Origin of the sequence: Pseudomonas sp. Sample_10 (genome assembly GCF_004321495.1) — a bacterium.
Classification (GTDB): domain Bacteria; phylum Pseudomonadota; class Gammaproteobacteria; order Pseudomonadales; family Pseudomonadaceae; genus Aquipseudomonas.
In genome coordinates, this window is sequence record NZ_RCOE01000058.1 from 47,330 (window position 1) to 61,196 (window position 13,867).

Sequence of the window (13,867 nt, forward strand, 5' to 3'; positions counted from 1 at the left end):
CCATGGCTTTGCATGGGGCTTGGGCCGAAACGCAGACCGAATACCGGGCACTACCAAACGCTTCCCGCCGTTCTGCGCTTGGGAGCAGTAAACCGTGTTTTATGAATGTGCGTAACTGTCAAAGTTGACAGGTAGCGCCACTTTTTTTGCACTGGGAAGCGCTGTAATTTCAGGCCCGCAAGCCTTCGAGCAAGTCCGTGGCACATAGAGCAATCCGCCGGCAGGCGTCCGCCAGTTTTGCCCGGTCCACCACCAGGCCGATGCGGATATGCCCCGCCGCACTCGGCCCGAACGCCTCCCCGGCCAGCACCGACACGCCATAGCCTTCCAGCAACCGCTCGGCAAAGTGCTGGGCCGACAAACCGGTGGCGCGTACGTCGACCATCACGAACATACCGCCGTCGGGGCGAACCGCGCGCAGGCCCGGGCAGTGGTCGAGGCTGGCGCACACCAGGTCGCGCCGCAGGCGATATTCTTCGCGCATCGACGCCACTTGCGGCAGGTTTTCATCCAGGGCCAGTTGCGCGGCGTTCTGGATGAAGTCCGGAATGCCGAACAACATGCACAGCGACAGATTCACCAAATGTTCACACAGGGGTTTTGGCCCGATTACCCAGCCCACGCGCCAACCGCTCATGGCGTGGGATTTTGACAGGCTGTTGACGGTCGCCGTGCGCTCGGCCATGCCCGGCAAACTCGCCGGGCTGATGTGTTCGCCTTCGTACAGCAAGTCGCTGTAGACCTCGTCGCTGATCAGCCACAGGTCATGACGAATGCACAACGCGGCCAAGGTCTGCCAGGTCGACAGCGGCAAACTGGCGCCGGAGGGATTGTTAGGGCTGTTGAGCAACATGGCGCGGGTCTTCGGCGTGATGCGTGCGGCGACATCCAGCGGGTCGACGCGAAAACCGTTTTGCGAGCGCACCGGCACCGGTACCACTTTCGCGCCACAGGCACCGAACACCCCTTCGTAGGTGACGTACATCGGTTCGGCGACAAGCACTTCGTCGCCAGCGTCGAGCAGGCATTGCACCACCGAATACACCGCGCACTGCGCGCCGGGGAACACGATCACATGGTCGGCATCCACCGTTTGACCGCTGCGCTGGTGATGGCGCCGGGAAATGCTGGTACGCAAACCGTGGCTGCCGCGCACTGCCGGGTAGTGGGTGTCGCCGGCCAGCAAGCTGTCGATGGCCGCGTTTACGATGGGTTGTGGGGTGTCGAAATCCGGGTCGCCAATCGACAGCAGCAGGACATCGACACCCTGCTCGCGCAACTCAAGCGCTCGATCGTGAATCTGCCAGGCCGCCGCACCGTCACCGGCGATTCGTTGGGTCAAGGTTGAGTAGCGCATGCGGTTCTCCTGTCGCGCGGTTTTCCTTGCCTCAACCCTATCTCAAATCGGTGAACGCGCCACCCTGCGAGCCTTTGTTTAAAGGTGTTTAAGGATACTTCCTGAAAGCCACAAGACCTTGCGCCTTTGCCTACGGGTACGCCAGAATCCGCCGGCTTGTGCGCTCTGAGGGCCATCGGTAACTTGATTCGCGTCACTGATTGTCAGTGACCGGGTTTAGCAGCCCAGTGGTTTTCTAGTTAATTGCATAGGCACTATCAGTCAGACAGTCCCATGTCTGCGTTCGATGGTAGCTGTGCGCAGGGCGTCTTCGGGCGCGCCGGTTTACTAGATCCCCGGTCTGCTAACCTGCGTACAGCTGCCACCTCTTTCGTTTAGCAGCAAAAGGAATGGCACTCCAAGTAAGGATCTAGTTATGCCTAAAGTAACGCCAAACCCGCCGGATACCGATCCGACGTCCCCGTACGAATCCGATTCAAACAAACTCAACGAAGCCGCCGAACGCGCCCTCGACTTCCACTTCCCCTCGACCGCCGACATCAAAGCCACGCCGCGCACGGTCAGCACATTGTTCACCGTCGACCCCGAAGTCACGACCGAAACCCTGATGGTGTATCTGGTGGAAACGCTGGCCTCGGTCGATGTGATGGTCCATCAACTGGTCGATCATCTGGAGGGTGGAGATCGCAACGCCCTGCTGGGCATTTCCAACAGCGTGATGCTGGCGGAAATCACGGCGAACCGGGTGCTGGATCAGATTGATCCACCGCAGTAGTCACCGTAAAAGAGCTTTTGTGGCGAGGGAGCTTGCTCCCGCTCGGTTGCGTAGCAGCCGTCGCTTTTTGGACGGCTGCGCAGTCCAGCGGGAGCAAGCTCCCTCGCCACAGGTTCTGTCAGCGCTGGCGGGCAACCATTTGCCAGACCCGTGCAATGTCTGTCGCCCGCTCTTGCAGCAAACGCGGCGCCTGGGTGCAGGCTTGCTCCAGCGTCATCGGCCCACTCGTCAAGGCGAACGCGGCATCGATGCCATGTTCATAGAGGGCCTGATAGCCCTCGCCCAGCGTACCGGCAATCACAATCACTGGCACGCCATGCAGTTGAGCGATGCGCGCCACACCAAACGGCGTCTTGCCGCGCAGGGTTTGTGCGTCGAAACGGCCTTCGCCGGTGATCACCAGATCGGCATTTTCAACCGCTTCAGCCAGGCCCACCAGTTCGGCGACCACCTCGACCCCGGCCTTGAACTGCGCTCCGAGGAACGCCTTGGCGGCAAACCCCAAACCGCCCGCCGCACCACTGCCCGGCTCGTCGCGCACGTCCTTTTCCAACACCTTGGCGCAGTGATCGGCAAAGTGCCCCAATGCCTGATCCAGTTGCTCGACCTGCTCGGGCGACGCACCTTTTTGCGGACCGAAAATCGCCGAGGCACCGTGTGCGCCGCACAGTGGGTTGTTGACGTCGGCGGCGATGTCGAAACGCACGTTGGCCAATCGCCGGTCGACTTCGCTCAGGTCAATGCGGGCCAACTGCCCGAGCGCCAAACCGCCCGGTGCGAGCGACTTGCCCTGAGCATCCAGCAGTTTCACACCCAACGCTTGCATGGCTCCGGCGCCGGCGTCATTGGTCGCACTGCCGCCGATGGCCAGGATCACCCGTTGCGCCCCGGCATCCAGCGCTGCGCGAATCAACTCGCCGGTACCGAAGGTGCTGCTGATGCAGGCATCACGCTGAGCCAGCGGCACCAACTGCAAACCGCTGGCCTCGGCCATCTCGATGATTGCGCTGTGGCTCTCGGGCAACCAGCCCCATGCGGCGTTAACCGGCGCGCCCAATGGCCCGCGAACCTGAGTACGGCGCAGCTCGCCGTTGCAGGCCGCCAGCACCGACTCGACCGTCCCCTCCCCACCGTCGGCCATCGGGCATTTGATCAACTGCGCATCGGGCCAGACGTCAGCCAAACCGAGGGCAATGGCATCGGCCACGCCTTGGGCGCTGAGGCTGTCTTTGAACGAATCAGGGGCGATCACGATTTTCATGGGAATTCTCCAGTTCCATTGCCCCCATGCTGCCAGCCGCCCGGCGCAATGACGCCGGGCCGCTGCACAAGCGGCTGTATGGATTATTGTTCATTTCCACAAATAGCGGCGGTTACACAGGAACCCTGTAGGAGCCAGCCTGCTGGCGATTAACGTCCAGACACCGCGGTCATTCAGACGGTGCGCGTTATCGTTGACGTCCATCGCGAGCAGGCTCGCTCCTACAGGGGGAATGTGGTGTTTATGAGTTTGCGTCAGTCTGCGGGAGCAACTGCACGCCCAGGTACAACGCCAGCATGCCGTCCAGCTTCAACGGATCGACCCCGCTGAGCTCGGCAATTCTTTCCATCCGATAACGCAAACTGTTGCGGTGAATGCCCAAGGCTTCGGCGCAGGCCTGGCTTTGGCCGTCGTGTTCGCACCAACTGCGTAATGTCGCGAGCAACTGGCCGTTGCTGTCCTTGGCAATGACCTTGCGCAATGGGTTGAGCAGCTCGTCCAGCGCATCGTCGTTGCGATGCCGCCAAAGCATCACTGGCAATCGATAGCGGTTGAGCGTGAGCAAACGGCAAGCGGGCAACACGTCGCGCCCGTAAGCCAGCAAGTCGCCGACGCGACGATAACAGCGGCGCAATCCCGCCAGCCCATCCGCCTGCCCGCCCACGGCGACGCGCAGAATGTTCCAGCCCAGGCCATCGAGCTTTTCCAGCAGCCGATCGTTTTCGATGGACTGGCTGGCCGGTCGGCACCACAGCAACGATGACGTCGAGGAACTGACGCACCAGCTATCGGGATACCGGCTGGTCAGCCAGGCACTGAGCGCCTCGGCGGTTTGCCCCGGCCCGTGTTCCATGCCCAATTCAAACAAATACGGCATCCGCGTCATCTGCGGTTTGAGCCCCAGTTGTTGTGCCTCATCGATCAATCGCGGCGAGTCTCCGGCCTCGCTGAGCAACAAGGCCAACAGGTCATCACATCGCTGGCGCCGCCATTGCTGCTCGGCCTGCTGGTTGCGCTGGCCCACCAGCATCTCGGCGGTCATGCGTACCAGTTCAGCGTAGGTGCGCAACTGCTCGGGTTCGCCAGTGATGCCCAGCACGCCGATCAAGCGCTGGTCGAGCATCAGCGGCAGATTGATGCCCGGCTGCACACCTTTGAGGTGGATCGCGGTTTGCGCGTCGATCTCCACCACGCGGCCGTTGGCCAACACCAGTTGCGCGCCTTCGTGGCGGGTGTTGACCCGCTCCGGTTCGCCGCTGCCGAGAATCAGCCCCTGACTGTCCATCACGTTGACGTTGTACGGCAGGATGGCCATCGCGCGGTCGACGATGTCCTGCGCCAGGTCGTGATCGAGTTCGAACATAACGGTGATCCTTGAAAGCGTGAGCGCCTGGCGGTTGTTCACCCGCACAGGCCTTGGTTGCAAACCCTGTGCTCAGGCACAAAGACAGCAGCCCCGAGGGTGGTCGAGACTCTGCGGGCGATCAACGTTACCCTTTGCATCGCAAAAAATCATAATAAAGAGAGAGCCGCCATGTCACAGAGCGCCGCCGCAACCCAGGCCATCGTTGACGAAAAAAACGCCGTCTACAAACGCATTACCCTGCGTTTGATCCCCTTCATTTTCATCTGCTACCTGTTCAACTACCTCGACCGGGTGAACGTGGGCTTCGCCAAGTTGCAGATGCTCGACGCACTCAAATTCAGTGAAACCGTGTACGGCCTCGGCGCCGGGATCTTCTTTATCGGCTACGTGCTGTGCGGCGTGCCGAGCAACCTGGCATTGACCAAATTCGGCCCACGGCGCTGGATCACGCTGATGATGATCACCTGGGGCACGCTGTCGACCTGCCTGCTGTTCGTTACCACGCCCACCGAGTTCTACACCTTGCGCCTGTTCACCGGTGCCGCCGAAGCCGGATTCTTCCCGGGCGTGGTGCTGTATCTCTCGCAGTGGTTCCCGACGTTCCGCCGTGGCCGCATCATGGCGCTGTTCATGTCGGCAATCCCGGTGTCGGGCCTGCTCGGCAGTCCTTTTTCCGGCTGGATTCTCAACCACTTCGCCGCAGGCCAGGGCGGCTTGGCCGGCTGGCAGTGGATGTTTTTGCTGCAAGGCATTCCGACCGTAGTCCTTGGTGCGCTGGCGTATTTCCTGCTCAGCGACAGTTATGCCAATGCCAAATGGCTGACCCCGTTCGAGCGTTCGGTGCTTGAAGCCGACCACGCCGAAGACCTGGCCAACAAACCGAAAACCACGACGGATTCGCTGCTGGCCGTATTCAAGAACCCGGCGATCTGGGCATTCGGCCTGATCTATTTCTGCATCCAGAGCGGCGTCTACGCGATCAACTTCTGGCTGCCGTCGATCATCAAGAACCTCGGTTTCAGCGATAACCTGGTGATTGGTTGGTTGAGCGCGATTCCGTATCTGCTGGCCGCCGTGTTCATGTTGATGGTCGGCCGCTCGGCAGACCTGCGCAAAGAACGTCGCTGGCATTTGGTGGTGCCGATGCTGATGGGCGCGCTCGGTCTGCTTATCGCCGTGAACTTCGCGGCCAACCCGGCCATCGCCATTCTCGGCCTGACCATCGCCACCATGGGCGCCCTCACCGGCCTGCCGATGTTCTGGCCGGTGCCCACTGCCCTGCTCAGTGCCGGCGCTGCCGCCGGTGGCTTGGCATTGATCAATTCCATGGGGCAAATGGCCGGATTCCTCAGCCCGTACCTGGTGGGTTGGGTCAAGGACAGCACCGGTTCCACCGATGCGGCGCTGTACCTGCTGGCGGGTGTGATTGTCTGCGGTAGCCTGCTGGCGTTGCGTATGACCCGTACCCTGCGCGCCTGACCACCACAGCTCCCCTGTAGGAGCGAGCCTGCTCGCGATTGCGCTCTAACATTCAACATCTCTGTTGACTGGCACTGCGCTATCGCGAGCAGGCTCGCTCCTACAATTAGCTTGCGCGTGTCTGAGATTTGCGTTTGCTACCGGCCACAGTTCTGGTATTTGATTGAGCCTTTCCCTCCGGCAAAAGGATTTCCTCATGAGCTACCGCACACTGGGTCATTCGGGCCTGCAAGTGTCCACCCTGACCCTGGGCACCATGATGTTCGGCGAACAGACCAGCACCGAGGATTCCCTGCGAATCATCGACAAGGCCTGGGACCAGGGCATCAATTTCATCGACACCGCCGACGTCTACACCAATGGCCGCTCCGAAGAAATCGTCGGTGAAGCCATTGCGGGTAACCGTCATGAATGGGTGTTGGCCACCAAGGTCGGATTCGGCCCGGTAGACGGCCTGCCGAACCGCAGCGGTTTGAGCCGCAAGCATATTTTCAACGGTATCGACGCCAGCCTGACGCGCCTGGGTACTGACTATCTCGACATTTATTACCTGCACCGCGAAGACCACAACACCCCGCTGGAGGTGACCGTGTCGGCCATCGGCGACCTGATTCGCCAGGGCAAGATTCGCTATTGGGGCCTGTCCAATTATCGCGGCTGGCGCATTGCCGAGGTGATTCGCATCGCCGACAAACTGGGAATCGACCGGCCGGTGATCAGCCAGCCGCTGTACAACATCGTCAACCGCCAGGCTGAAACCGAACAAATCACCGCCGCGCAAAACTACGGTCTCGGCGTCGTGCCTTACAGCCCCTTGGCGCGCGGCGTGCTCAGTGGAAAATACGCGCCGGATGCGCAACCGGACGCCAACAGCCGCGCCGGTCGCCAGGACAAACGCATCCTGGAAACCGAATGGCGTGTCGAGTCCTTGCGCATCGCCCAGCAGATCCACCGGTACACCGAGGAACGCGGCGTCGGCATCGTCGAGTTCGCCATCGCCTGGGTGTTGAACAACAGCGCCGTCACCTCAGCCATTGTCGGCCCGCGCACCGAAGCACAATGGGACGCCTACACTAAGGCGCAAGCGGTGAAGATCACGGCCGACGATGAGGCGTTCATCGATTCGCTGGTAACGCCAGGGCATGCCTCGACGCCGGGGTTCAATGATGTCAGCCATTTTGTGTCGGGCCGTAAACCGCGTACTGCCTGACAACATATGTACCCTGTGGGAGCTGGCTTGCCAGCGATAACGGTCTATCAGCCAACCTCGGCTTTGAATGTGCAACCGCCATCGCTGGCAAGCCAGCTCCCACAGGTCAAGTATTGATTGGTTGGTCAATATTCGCCTCAAAAACCACGTATTCTCTGCGCCCGTTTCAATCACTCAAAATCACGCGAGGACAGTTTGTCTAAAGGTATCGCTCTATCGGTTTCAGCCTCGGTGCTGTTTGCCGTCATGTATTACTACACATCGCTGCTCACGCCCTTGAGCGGCGTGGAAATCTTCGGCTGGCGCATGCTGCTGACCGTGCCGTGCATGACTGTGTTCATGCTGGTGTCAGGCGAATGGCGGCGTGTGCTCGACCTGTTGCGTCGCCTCGGCACGCAACCGAAATTGATCGCCGGCTTGCTGCTGTCGTCGGCGCTGCTGGGCGTGCAACTCTGGTTGTTCATGTGGGCGCCGCTCAACGGCTACAGCCTCGATGTGTCGTTGGGCTATTTCCTGTTGCCGCTGGCCATGGTGTTGACCGGGCGCATCGCTTACGGCGAACGCCTGTCGTACCTGCAAAAAGTCGCGGTGTTTTTCGCCAGCCTCGGCGTGATCAATGAGTTGTATCAGGTCGGTGGTTTTTCCTGGGCCACGCTGCTGGTGGTCGTCGGCTACCCGCTGTACTTCGTGCTACGCAAATGGCTGAAGGCCGACAACCTGGGCGGACTCTGGCTGGACATGACCTTGATGCTGCCGATCGCTTGGTGGTTTGTGCACGGTGGCGAGCAAGGCTTCGGTGTGTTCGATCAGCACCCGGCGCTGACCTGGCTGATTCCGCTGCTGGGTCTGATCAGTGCTTCGGCGCTGGTGGTATACATCATCGCCAGTCGCTTGCTGCCGTTCAGCCTGTTCGGTTTGTTGAGCTACGTCGAACCGGTGCTGTTGCTGGGTGTGGCGTTGTTGCTGGGGGAAAGCATCAAGCCGACGGAATGGCTGACGTATATCCCGATCTGGCTGGCGGTACTGGTGTTGGTGTTTGAAGGCTTCAAGCATCTGGTCCGGCAGCGCCGCGAACCAATGTAGGAGCAAGGCTTGCCCGCGATGAACGATAACACGGTTCGACAGGTACACCGCAGAGCCCCCATCGCGAGCAAGCATTGCTCCTACAGGAACAGAAACAACAAAGCCCGGCCAGCATTGCTGCTGACCGGGCTTTTTTACATCTGATACGGTTTAGTCAGTGGAAAGCACACCACGACGAACCTGGTCGCGTTCGATGGATTCGAACAACGCCTTGAAGTTGCCTTCGCCGAAACCGTCATCACCTTTGCGCTGGATGAACTCGAAGAACACCGGCCCCATCAGGGTTTCCGAGAAGATCTGCAACAGCAGGCGCTTGTCGCCCGACTCGGACGAGCCGTCCAGCAGAATGCCCCGCGCTTGCAGTTCGCCCACCGGCTCGCCGTGGTTCGGCAGACGGCCTTCGAGCATTTCGTAGTAAGTATCTGGCGGCGCAGTCATGAAGCGCATGCCGATGCTTTTCAGGTGATCCCAGGTCTTGATCAGGTCATCGGACAGGAACGCAACGTGCTGGATGCCCTCGCCGTTGAACTGCATCAGGAACTCTTCGATCTGCCCGGCACCCTTGGACGATTCTTCATTCAACGGGATGCGGATCATGCCGTCCGGCGCGGTCATGGCCTTGGACGTCAGGCCGGTGTATTCGCCCTTGATGTCGAAGTAACGGATCTCGCGGAAGTTGAACAGCTTCTCGTAGAAGTTCGCCCAGTAGGCCATACGACCGCGATAAACGTTGTGGGTCAGGTGGTCGATGATCTTCAGGCCGGCACCCACTGGATGACGGTCGACACCTTCGAGGAACACGAAGTCGATGTCGTAGATCGAGCTGCCTTCACCAAAACGGTCGATCAAGTACAGCGGCGCGCCGCCAATGCCTTTGATCGCCGGCAGGTTCAGCTCCATCGGACCGGTTTCGATGTGGATCGGCTGGGCGCCGAGTTCCAGGGCACGCTTGTAGGCTTTTTGCGAATCCTTGACGCGGAACGCCATGCCGCACACCGACGGGCCGTGCTCGGCCGCGAAGTACGAAGCAACGCTGTTGGGTTCGTTGTTGAGGATCAGGTTGATCGCGCCCTGACGATACAGGTGCACGTCTTTGGAACGGTGGGTCGCAACCTTGGTGAAGCCCATGATCTCGAAGATCGGCTCCAGGGTGTTCGGGGTCGGCGATGCGAGCTCGATGAATTCAAAGCCCATCAGGCCCATCGGGTTTTCGTATAAATCTGCCATGGTCGGCGCCTCATCATGCTTTTAGAAATTAACCACTGTTAGTTGCTAGCAATGCTGAGACCGGTGGGTGGCGCGCAGGAAATACCCCGCACGCTGCGGGCGAGGAAATCACCGTAGATCAATTGAAACCCAAATATCTTCATTGTCGACCCAAGGCTGGTGCGGGCGAGGCTTCTGCTGCCAGAAGACGATTATTCTTGTATGCGTAACCTGATTCTACACAGCGTAACTGAGTTTGTCCGCCCTCTGTATAAAATCCGCCTTTTTCACCCGCGCGCAAGCGGTTTGTTGCACCAACAGGTTGACTTGGCGTTGCTGGACCGACGCAGGCAGCGCCAGCTCAAACTGGCCGAACGACTTTATTGCCGCCGAACGGCATAATGGCGCCATGCGAACTATCATGGCTCGTACCTGAACTCTTTTTGGGAGGCGATTCGCCCTGCCAGCATTTGAGAGCTCCATTTCATCGCTACAGGTTTCGCGAATGCCATTAAAAGTCAGACGCCGCAAACGCAGCCTCAAGGTTGCAGTCACCTTGTTCAGTGGATTACTTCCGGTAGTGCTCGGCCTGGTCATCCTTTATATGCAGGCCGAACGTGCACTTGTGCAAAGTGCGCAGGAAACCGCCGAAGAGGCCATTCGACAATTTGAACTGATGCTCGACAACACCGCTCAAGCGGCACGCGAGTTGTTGCCCTTGGCCGGGCAACGTTGCGCAGACGTCAAACTCGCCCTGCGCGAACAAGTAACCCGCCGGCCCTTCGTACGCTCGACCAACCTGACGTGGGATAACACTATTTATTGCAGCTCCCTGTTTGGCGACTATCACGAAATAATTTCAACGGGCGATTTTGCCGGCGGCCAATTGATATTGATGAAGGGTAACCCGGTCACACCCGATACCGCCCTGCTGATCTATCGCCTTGAGGACGGAAAACGCGGTGCGCTGTCGACGCTGGATGGTTACCATCTGAGTAACGTGCTGCGCCTGATTGGTCGTCAGACGTTGCTGGTGCTGCAAGTAGGAAACAACTGGCTAAGTGCCGATGGCCAGTTTCACCATGGCCCCCTGCCCGACTTCCCGGTCGCCCAAAGCACACTTAAATCCTCACGCTATGATTTCAGCGTCGCGGCAGGTTTTCCGGAAGGTGAAACCTGGCGTTACATGACCAGTGAATACCCGCCGTTGTTCAGCCTGCTGATTTTTTTCGGGGTCATTTCCGGTGCGATCGGCCACATACTGCAAAAGCGCTCGAGGTCACCCACCCACGAAATGCAACGGGCGCTGGAAGCCGCGGAGTTCGTGCCTTATTTTCAGGCGGTCGTGCATGGCGACAGCAAGAAACTCTCGGGCATCGAAGTACTGATGCGCTGGAATCATCCACAAGAAGGGCTGGTGCGCCCGGATCTGTTCATTCCTTTCGCCGAACATTCGGGACTGATCGTGCCAATGACTCGCTCTTTGATGCGGCAAACCGCGACGTTGCTCGGCCCGCTATCCAGCACCTTCACCGAACCCTTTCATATCGGAATCAACATCACGGCCAGCCATTGCCAGAATCTTGACCTGATAGAGGATTGCCGTGAGTTCCTCAAAGCCTTCGCACCCGGTTCCATTCACCTGGTGCTGGAGTTGACGGAGCGCGAACTGATCGAACCCACCGCCCTCGCCCACCAACTGTTCGAACAGCTGCACGAACTTGGCGTAATGATCGCCATCGATGACTTTGGCACCGGACATTCCAGCCTGGGCTACCTGCGCGAATTCAATGTCGACTTTCTGAAAATCGACCAAAGCTTTGTCGCAATGATCGGCATTGACACCCCCTCCAGCCATATTCTCGACGCCATCATTCAACTTGCGGGCAAGCTCGATCTTGCAATGGTTGCAGAAGGTGTAGAAACCCAAGAGCAAAGTGATTACCTGACCGCTCATAACGTTAACTTTCAGCAAGGCTATCTGTTCGGCCGACCGCTGCCTGGCGCGGAATTCATTAGTGCATTAAGTGGTCATTAACCCTTGGCCTTATGCGATGAGACGGTCAACGGGTACACAATTTGATTCAAAAGACTACTCTTGTTACATGAAGAAAAAGACATGATTTACTCTTGGCCAATTAACTACTACAATTTTTCATGCCTGCGGTAATTTCGCAGGTGCGCCATTTATCACCGAGTCGCTTCAAGGCTCTTGGCTTATAGCTTTGTTTGCGGTTGGTATCAGCCAAACACACTATTGGAGTAAAGATATTGTCCAGACTCGCTGAATTCCGTGCAGCCGAAAAGGCCCTTCAAGAACAGCTCAAGCAGTTGGAATCGCTGAAGAACGATGCCGGGCTCAAGAAAGAAATCGAATTCGAAGAAAAGCTCCAGGGGCTGATGAAAACCTACGGCAAGAGCCTGCGCGACATCATCGCCATCCTCGATCCGAACCCGGGCAAGTCCGGCCTGCAACAGGCTGCCGCACCTAAAACCCGCCGCGCTCGCGTGGTCAAGGTTTATCAGAACCCGCACACCGGCGAGCTGATTGAAACCAAGGGCGGCAACCATCGCGGCCTGAAAGCCTGGAAGGAACAATACGGCGCTTCCACCGTTGACTCCTGGCTGCGCGGCTAAATTCGCGCCGTAAAAAAAGCCCTGCCAATGCAGGGCTTTTTCATGAATACCATCTAAATGCAACGAAGTGCGTCGATCAACTCGCTACTTGCCGACTAACTTTAGGCTTAATCCCATTGGGCATCTAAAGTACTTCATCCTTGCGCAAAGCCTGCAGCCACTAAAGTCTTTGGCTAAAGTTTCAAGCCGTTGCGCACCGCCTCTATTTCATCCTGACTTGTTTTGTAAGCCTCGGCCTGCCCCGCGTAGGAAAGAACATAGGCCTTATCGCCGTCAACGGCAGCTACCAAAGTTTGAGAAAGCACATGACGACCGTTTTGCGTGATGGTGCAGGTAGATTCCAATGCCGATAAACGGCTCAACGTTGTCGGATGTATGCGATTGCAAACACTTTGATAGCCGCTTTGAAAGAAGTCTTTTTGCACCGACTTGCGCATCTCCAGCAACACGCCCTCCAGGTTTACTTGGTGCCCGCTTTCCACCCGTGTCATGGTCAACTCCATCACCATGACTGGCGTCCCGCCGTGATCGCTTTTCACTGCGCGCTGGCGAGAAACGCCTGGCGCAGCCGTCCCTTGCTCGATCGCTTCGACCTGCCAACCGGCGGGCCAGGGCATGACCGGCGCTTCAGCATCCGCACTGGCAACCCCACACCACATGCCAATCAAAATGAGTACCGATGTGCCGATTCGAATCATTGCCATGAACACTCGCAGGATGAGCGGTGAAGTCTGAGCCTCGACCGACTGTCAGGCAATAGCCGACGCTTTGGGTTTGGTGATGTCACATCCCTTGCGTATCATTGTCGCCAATCGTCAGCCCCACTTATTTCCGGAGGGCCCATGAGCCTGCAAGAACTGAACACCTTCCCCGGCGTTACCGCACAACCTGACACCGCCACGCAAAAATTCGTGTTCAACCACACCATGTTGCGGGTCAAGGACATCACCAAGTCCCTGGACTTCTACACGCGCATCTTGGGTTTCTCGCTGGTAGAAAAACGCGATTTCCCGGAAGCCGAATTCAGCCTGTACTTCCTCGCGCTGGTCGATAAGGCGCAGATTCCTGCCGACGCCGCTGCACGCACCGAGTGGATGAAGTCGATCCCGGGCATCCTCGAACTGACTCACAACCACGGCACCGAAAACGACCCGGACTTTTCCTACCACAACGGCAACACTGATCCGCGCGGGTTCGGCCACATCTGTATCTCGGTACCGGATATCGTCGCCGCGTGCGAGCGTTTCGAAGCGCTGGGCTGCGATTTCCAGAAGCGCCTGAATGATGGTCGCATGAAGAGCCTGGCGTTCATCAAGGACCCGGATGCCTACTGGGTCGAGATCATTCAGCCGGCGCCGCTGTAAAAGTTTGCTGCCACTGATCGCACCCGCGCTCTGCGTGGTAACGCCTCCTGTGACGCTCTGCGTCACGCTTTTGAGGACGCGGAGCGTCCTGGGCTGCATTCCCACGCAGAGCGTGGGAACGATCATGTA

General features: G+C 58.6%; 12 protein-coding genes. 7 read left to right on the top strand and 5 right to left on the bottom strand.

Features of this window, described 5'->3' with window-relative positions:
* Positions 1-169: 169 nt before the first annotated feature.
* Positions 170-1,357 (bottom strand): pyridoxal phosphate-dependent aminotransferase, encoded by a 1,188-nt coding sequence (locus D8U18_RS04575; protein ID WP_131107116.1) that lies wholly within the window; start codon positions 1,355-1,357, stop codon positions 170-172.
* Positions 1,358-1,772: 415 nt separating this feature from the next.
* Here D8U18_RS04575 and D8U18_RS04580 point away from each other — a divergent pair, with 415 nt between their 5' ends.
* Positions 1,773-2,132 carry a DUF6124 family protein gene (locus tag D8U18_RS04580; protein WP_131107117.1) on the top strand — a complete coding sequence of 120 codons (360 nt, stop codon included), beginning with the start codon at positions 1,773-1,775 and terminating at the stop codon, positions 2,130-2,132.
* Between the two features lie 118 nt (positions 2,133-2,250).
* On the opposite strand, the gene D8U18_RS04590 is transcribed toward D8U18_RS04580, so the two are convergent.
* Positions 2,251-3,393, bottom strand: a complete 1,143-nt coding sequence (locus D8U18_RS04590; protein ID WP_131107118.1) for a glycerate kinase — start codon at positions 3,391-3,393, stop codon at positions 2,251-2,253.
* Positions 3,394-3,634: 241 nt separating this feature from the next.
* Entirely contained in the window at positions 3,635-4,756 is a 1,122-nt protein-coding gene (locus D8U18_RS04595) for a sugar diacid recognition domain-containing protein (RefSeq protein WP_131107119.1), read from the bottom strand.
* A gap of 171 nt (positions 4,757-4,927) precedes the next feature.
* Between D8U18_RS04595 and D8U18_RS04600 the strand changes: the two genes are divergently transcribed.
* From D8U18_RS04600 to rarD, 3 genes are all read left to right on the top strand, one after another.
* Positions 4,928-6,238 carry an MFS transporter gene (locus D8U18_RS04600; protein WP_131107120.1) on the top strand — a complete coding sequence of 437 codons (1,311 nt, stop codon included), beginning with the start codon at positions 4,928-4,930 and terminating at the stop codon, positions 6,236-6,238.
* A gap of 196 nt (positions 6,239-6,434) precedes the next feature.
* Complete coding sequence (locus tag D8U18_RS04605; RefSeq protein WP_056852756.1) at positions 6,435-7,448, top strand: aldo/keto reductase; 1,014 nt, start codon at positions 6,435-6,437, stop codon at positions 7,446-7,448.
* A gap of 195 nt (positions 7,449-7,643) precedes the next feature.
* Complete coding sequence (gene rarD / locus D8U18_RS04610) at positions 7,644-8,531, top strand: EamA family transporter RarD (protein ID WP_131107121.1); 888 nt, start codon at positions 7,644-7,646, stop codon at positions 8,529-8,531.
* A gap of 150 nt (positions 8,532-8,681) precedes the next feature.
* On the opposite strand, the gene hppD is transcribed toward rarD, so the two are convergent.
* Positions 8,682-9,758, bottom strand: coding sequence for a 4-hydroxyphenylpyruvate dioxygenase (gene hppD / locus D8U18_RS04615; RefSeq protein WP_056852758.1), 1,077 nt, complete (start codon positions 9,756-9,758; stop codon positions 8,682-8,684).
* A 484-nt stretch (positions 9,759-10,242) separates the two neighbouring features.
* On the opposite strand from hppD, the gene D8U18_RS04620 reads away from it, so the two are divergent.
* Both D8U18_RS04620 and D8U18_RS04625 read left to right on the top strand, forming a co-directional pair.
* Positions 10,243-11,775 (top strand): EAL domain-containing protein, encoded by a 1,533-nt coding sequence (locus D8U18_RS04620; protein WP_131107122.1) that lies wholly within the window; start codon positions 10,243-10,245, stop codon positions 11,773-11,775.
* A 233-nt stretch (positions 11,776-12,008) separates the two neighbouring features.
* Complete coding sequence (locus D8U18_RS04625; protein ID WP_056852760.1) at positions 12,009-12,374, top strand: histone-like nucleoid-structuring protein, MvaT/MvaU family; 366 nt, start codon at positions 12,009-12,011, stop codon at positions 12,372-12,374.
* A gap of 173 nt (positions 12,375-12,547) precedes the next feature.
* On the opposite strand, the gene D8U18_RS04630 is transcribed toward D8U18_RS04625, so the two are convergent.
* Positions 12,548-13,072 carry a DUF4946 domain-containing protein gene (locus tag D8U18_RS04630; protein ID WP_056852904.1) on the bottom strand — a complete coding sequence of 175 codons (525 nt, stop codon included), beginning with the start codon at positions 13,070-13,072 and terminating at the stop codon, positions 12,548-12,550.
* Positions 13,073-13,216: 144 nt separating this feature from the next.
* Here D8U18_RS04630 and gloA point away from each other — a divergent pair, with 144 nt between their 5' ends.
* Positions 13,217-13,738, top strand: a complete 522-nt coding sequence (gene gloA, locus D8U18_RS04635; protein ID WP_131107123.1) for a lactoylglutathione lyase — start codon at positions 13,217-13,219, stop codon at positions 13,736-13,738.
* The last annotated feature ends 129 nt before the right edge of the window (positions 13,739-13,867 follow it).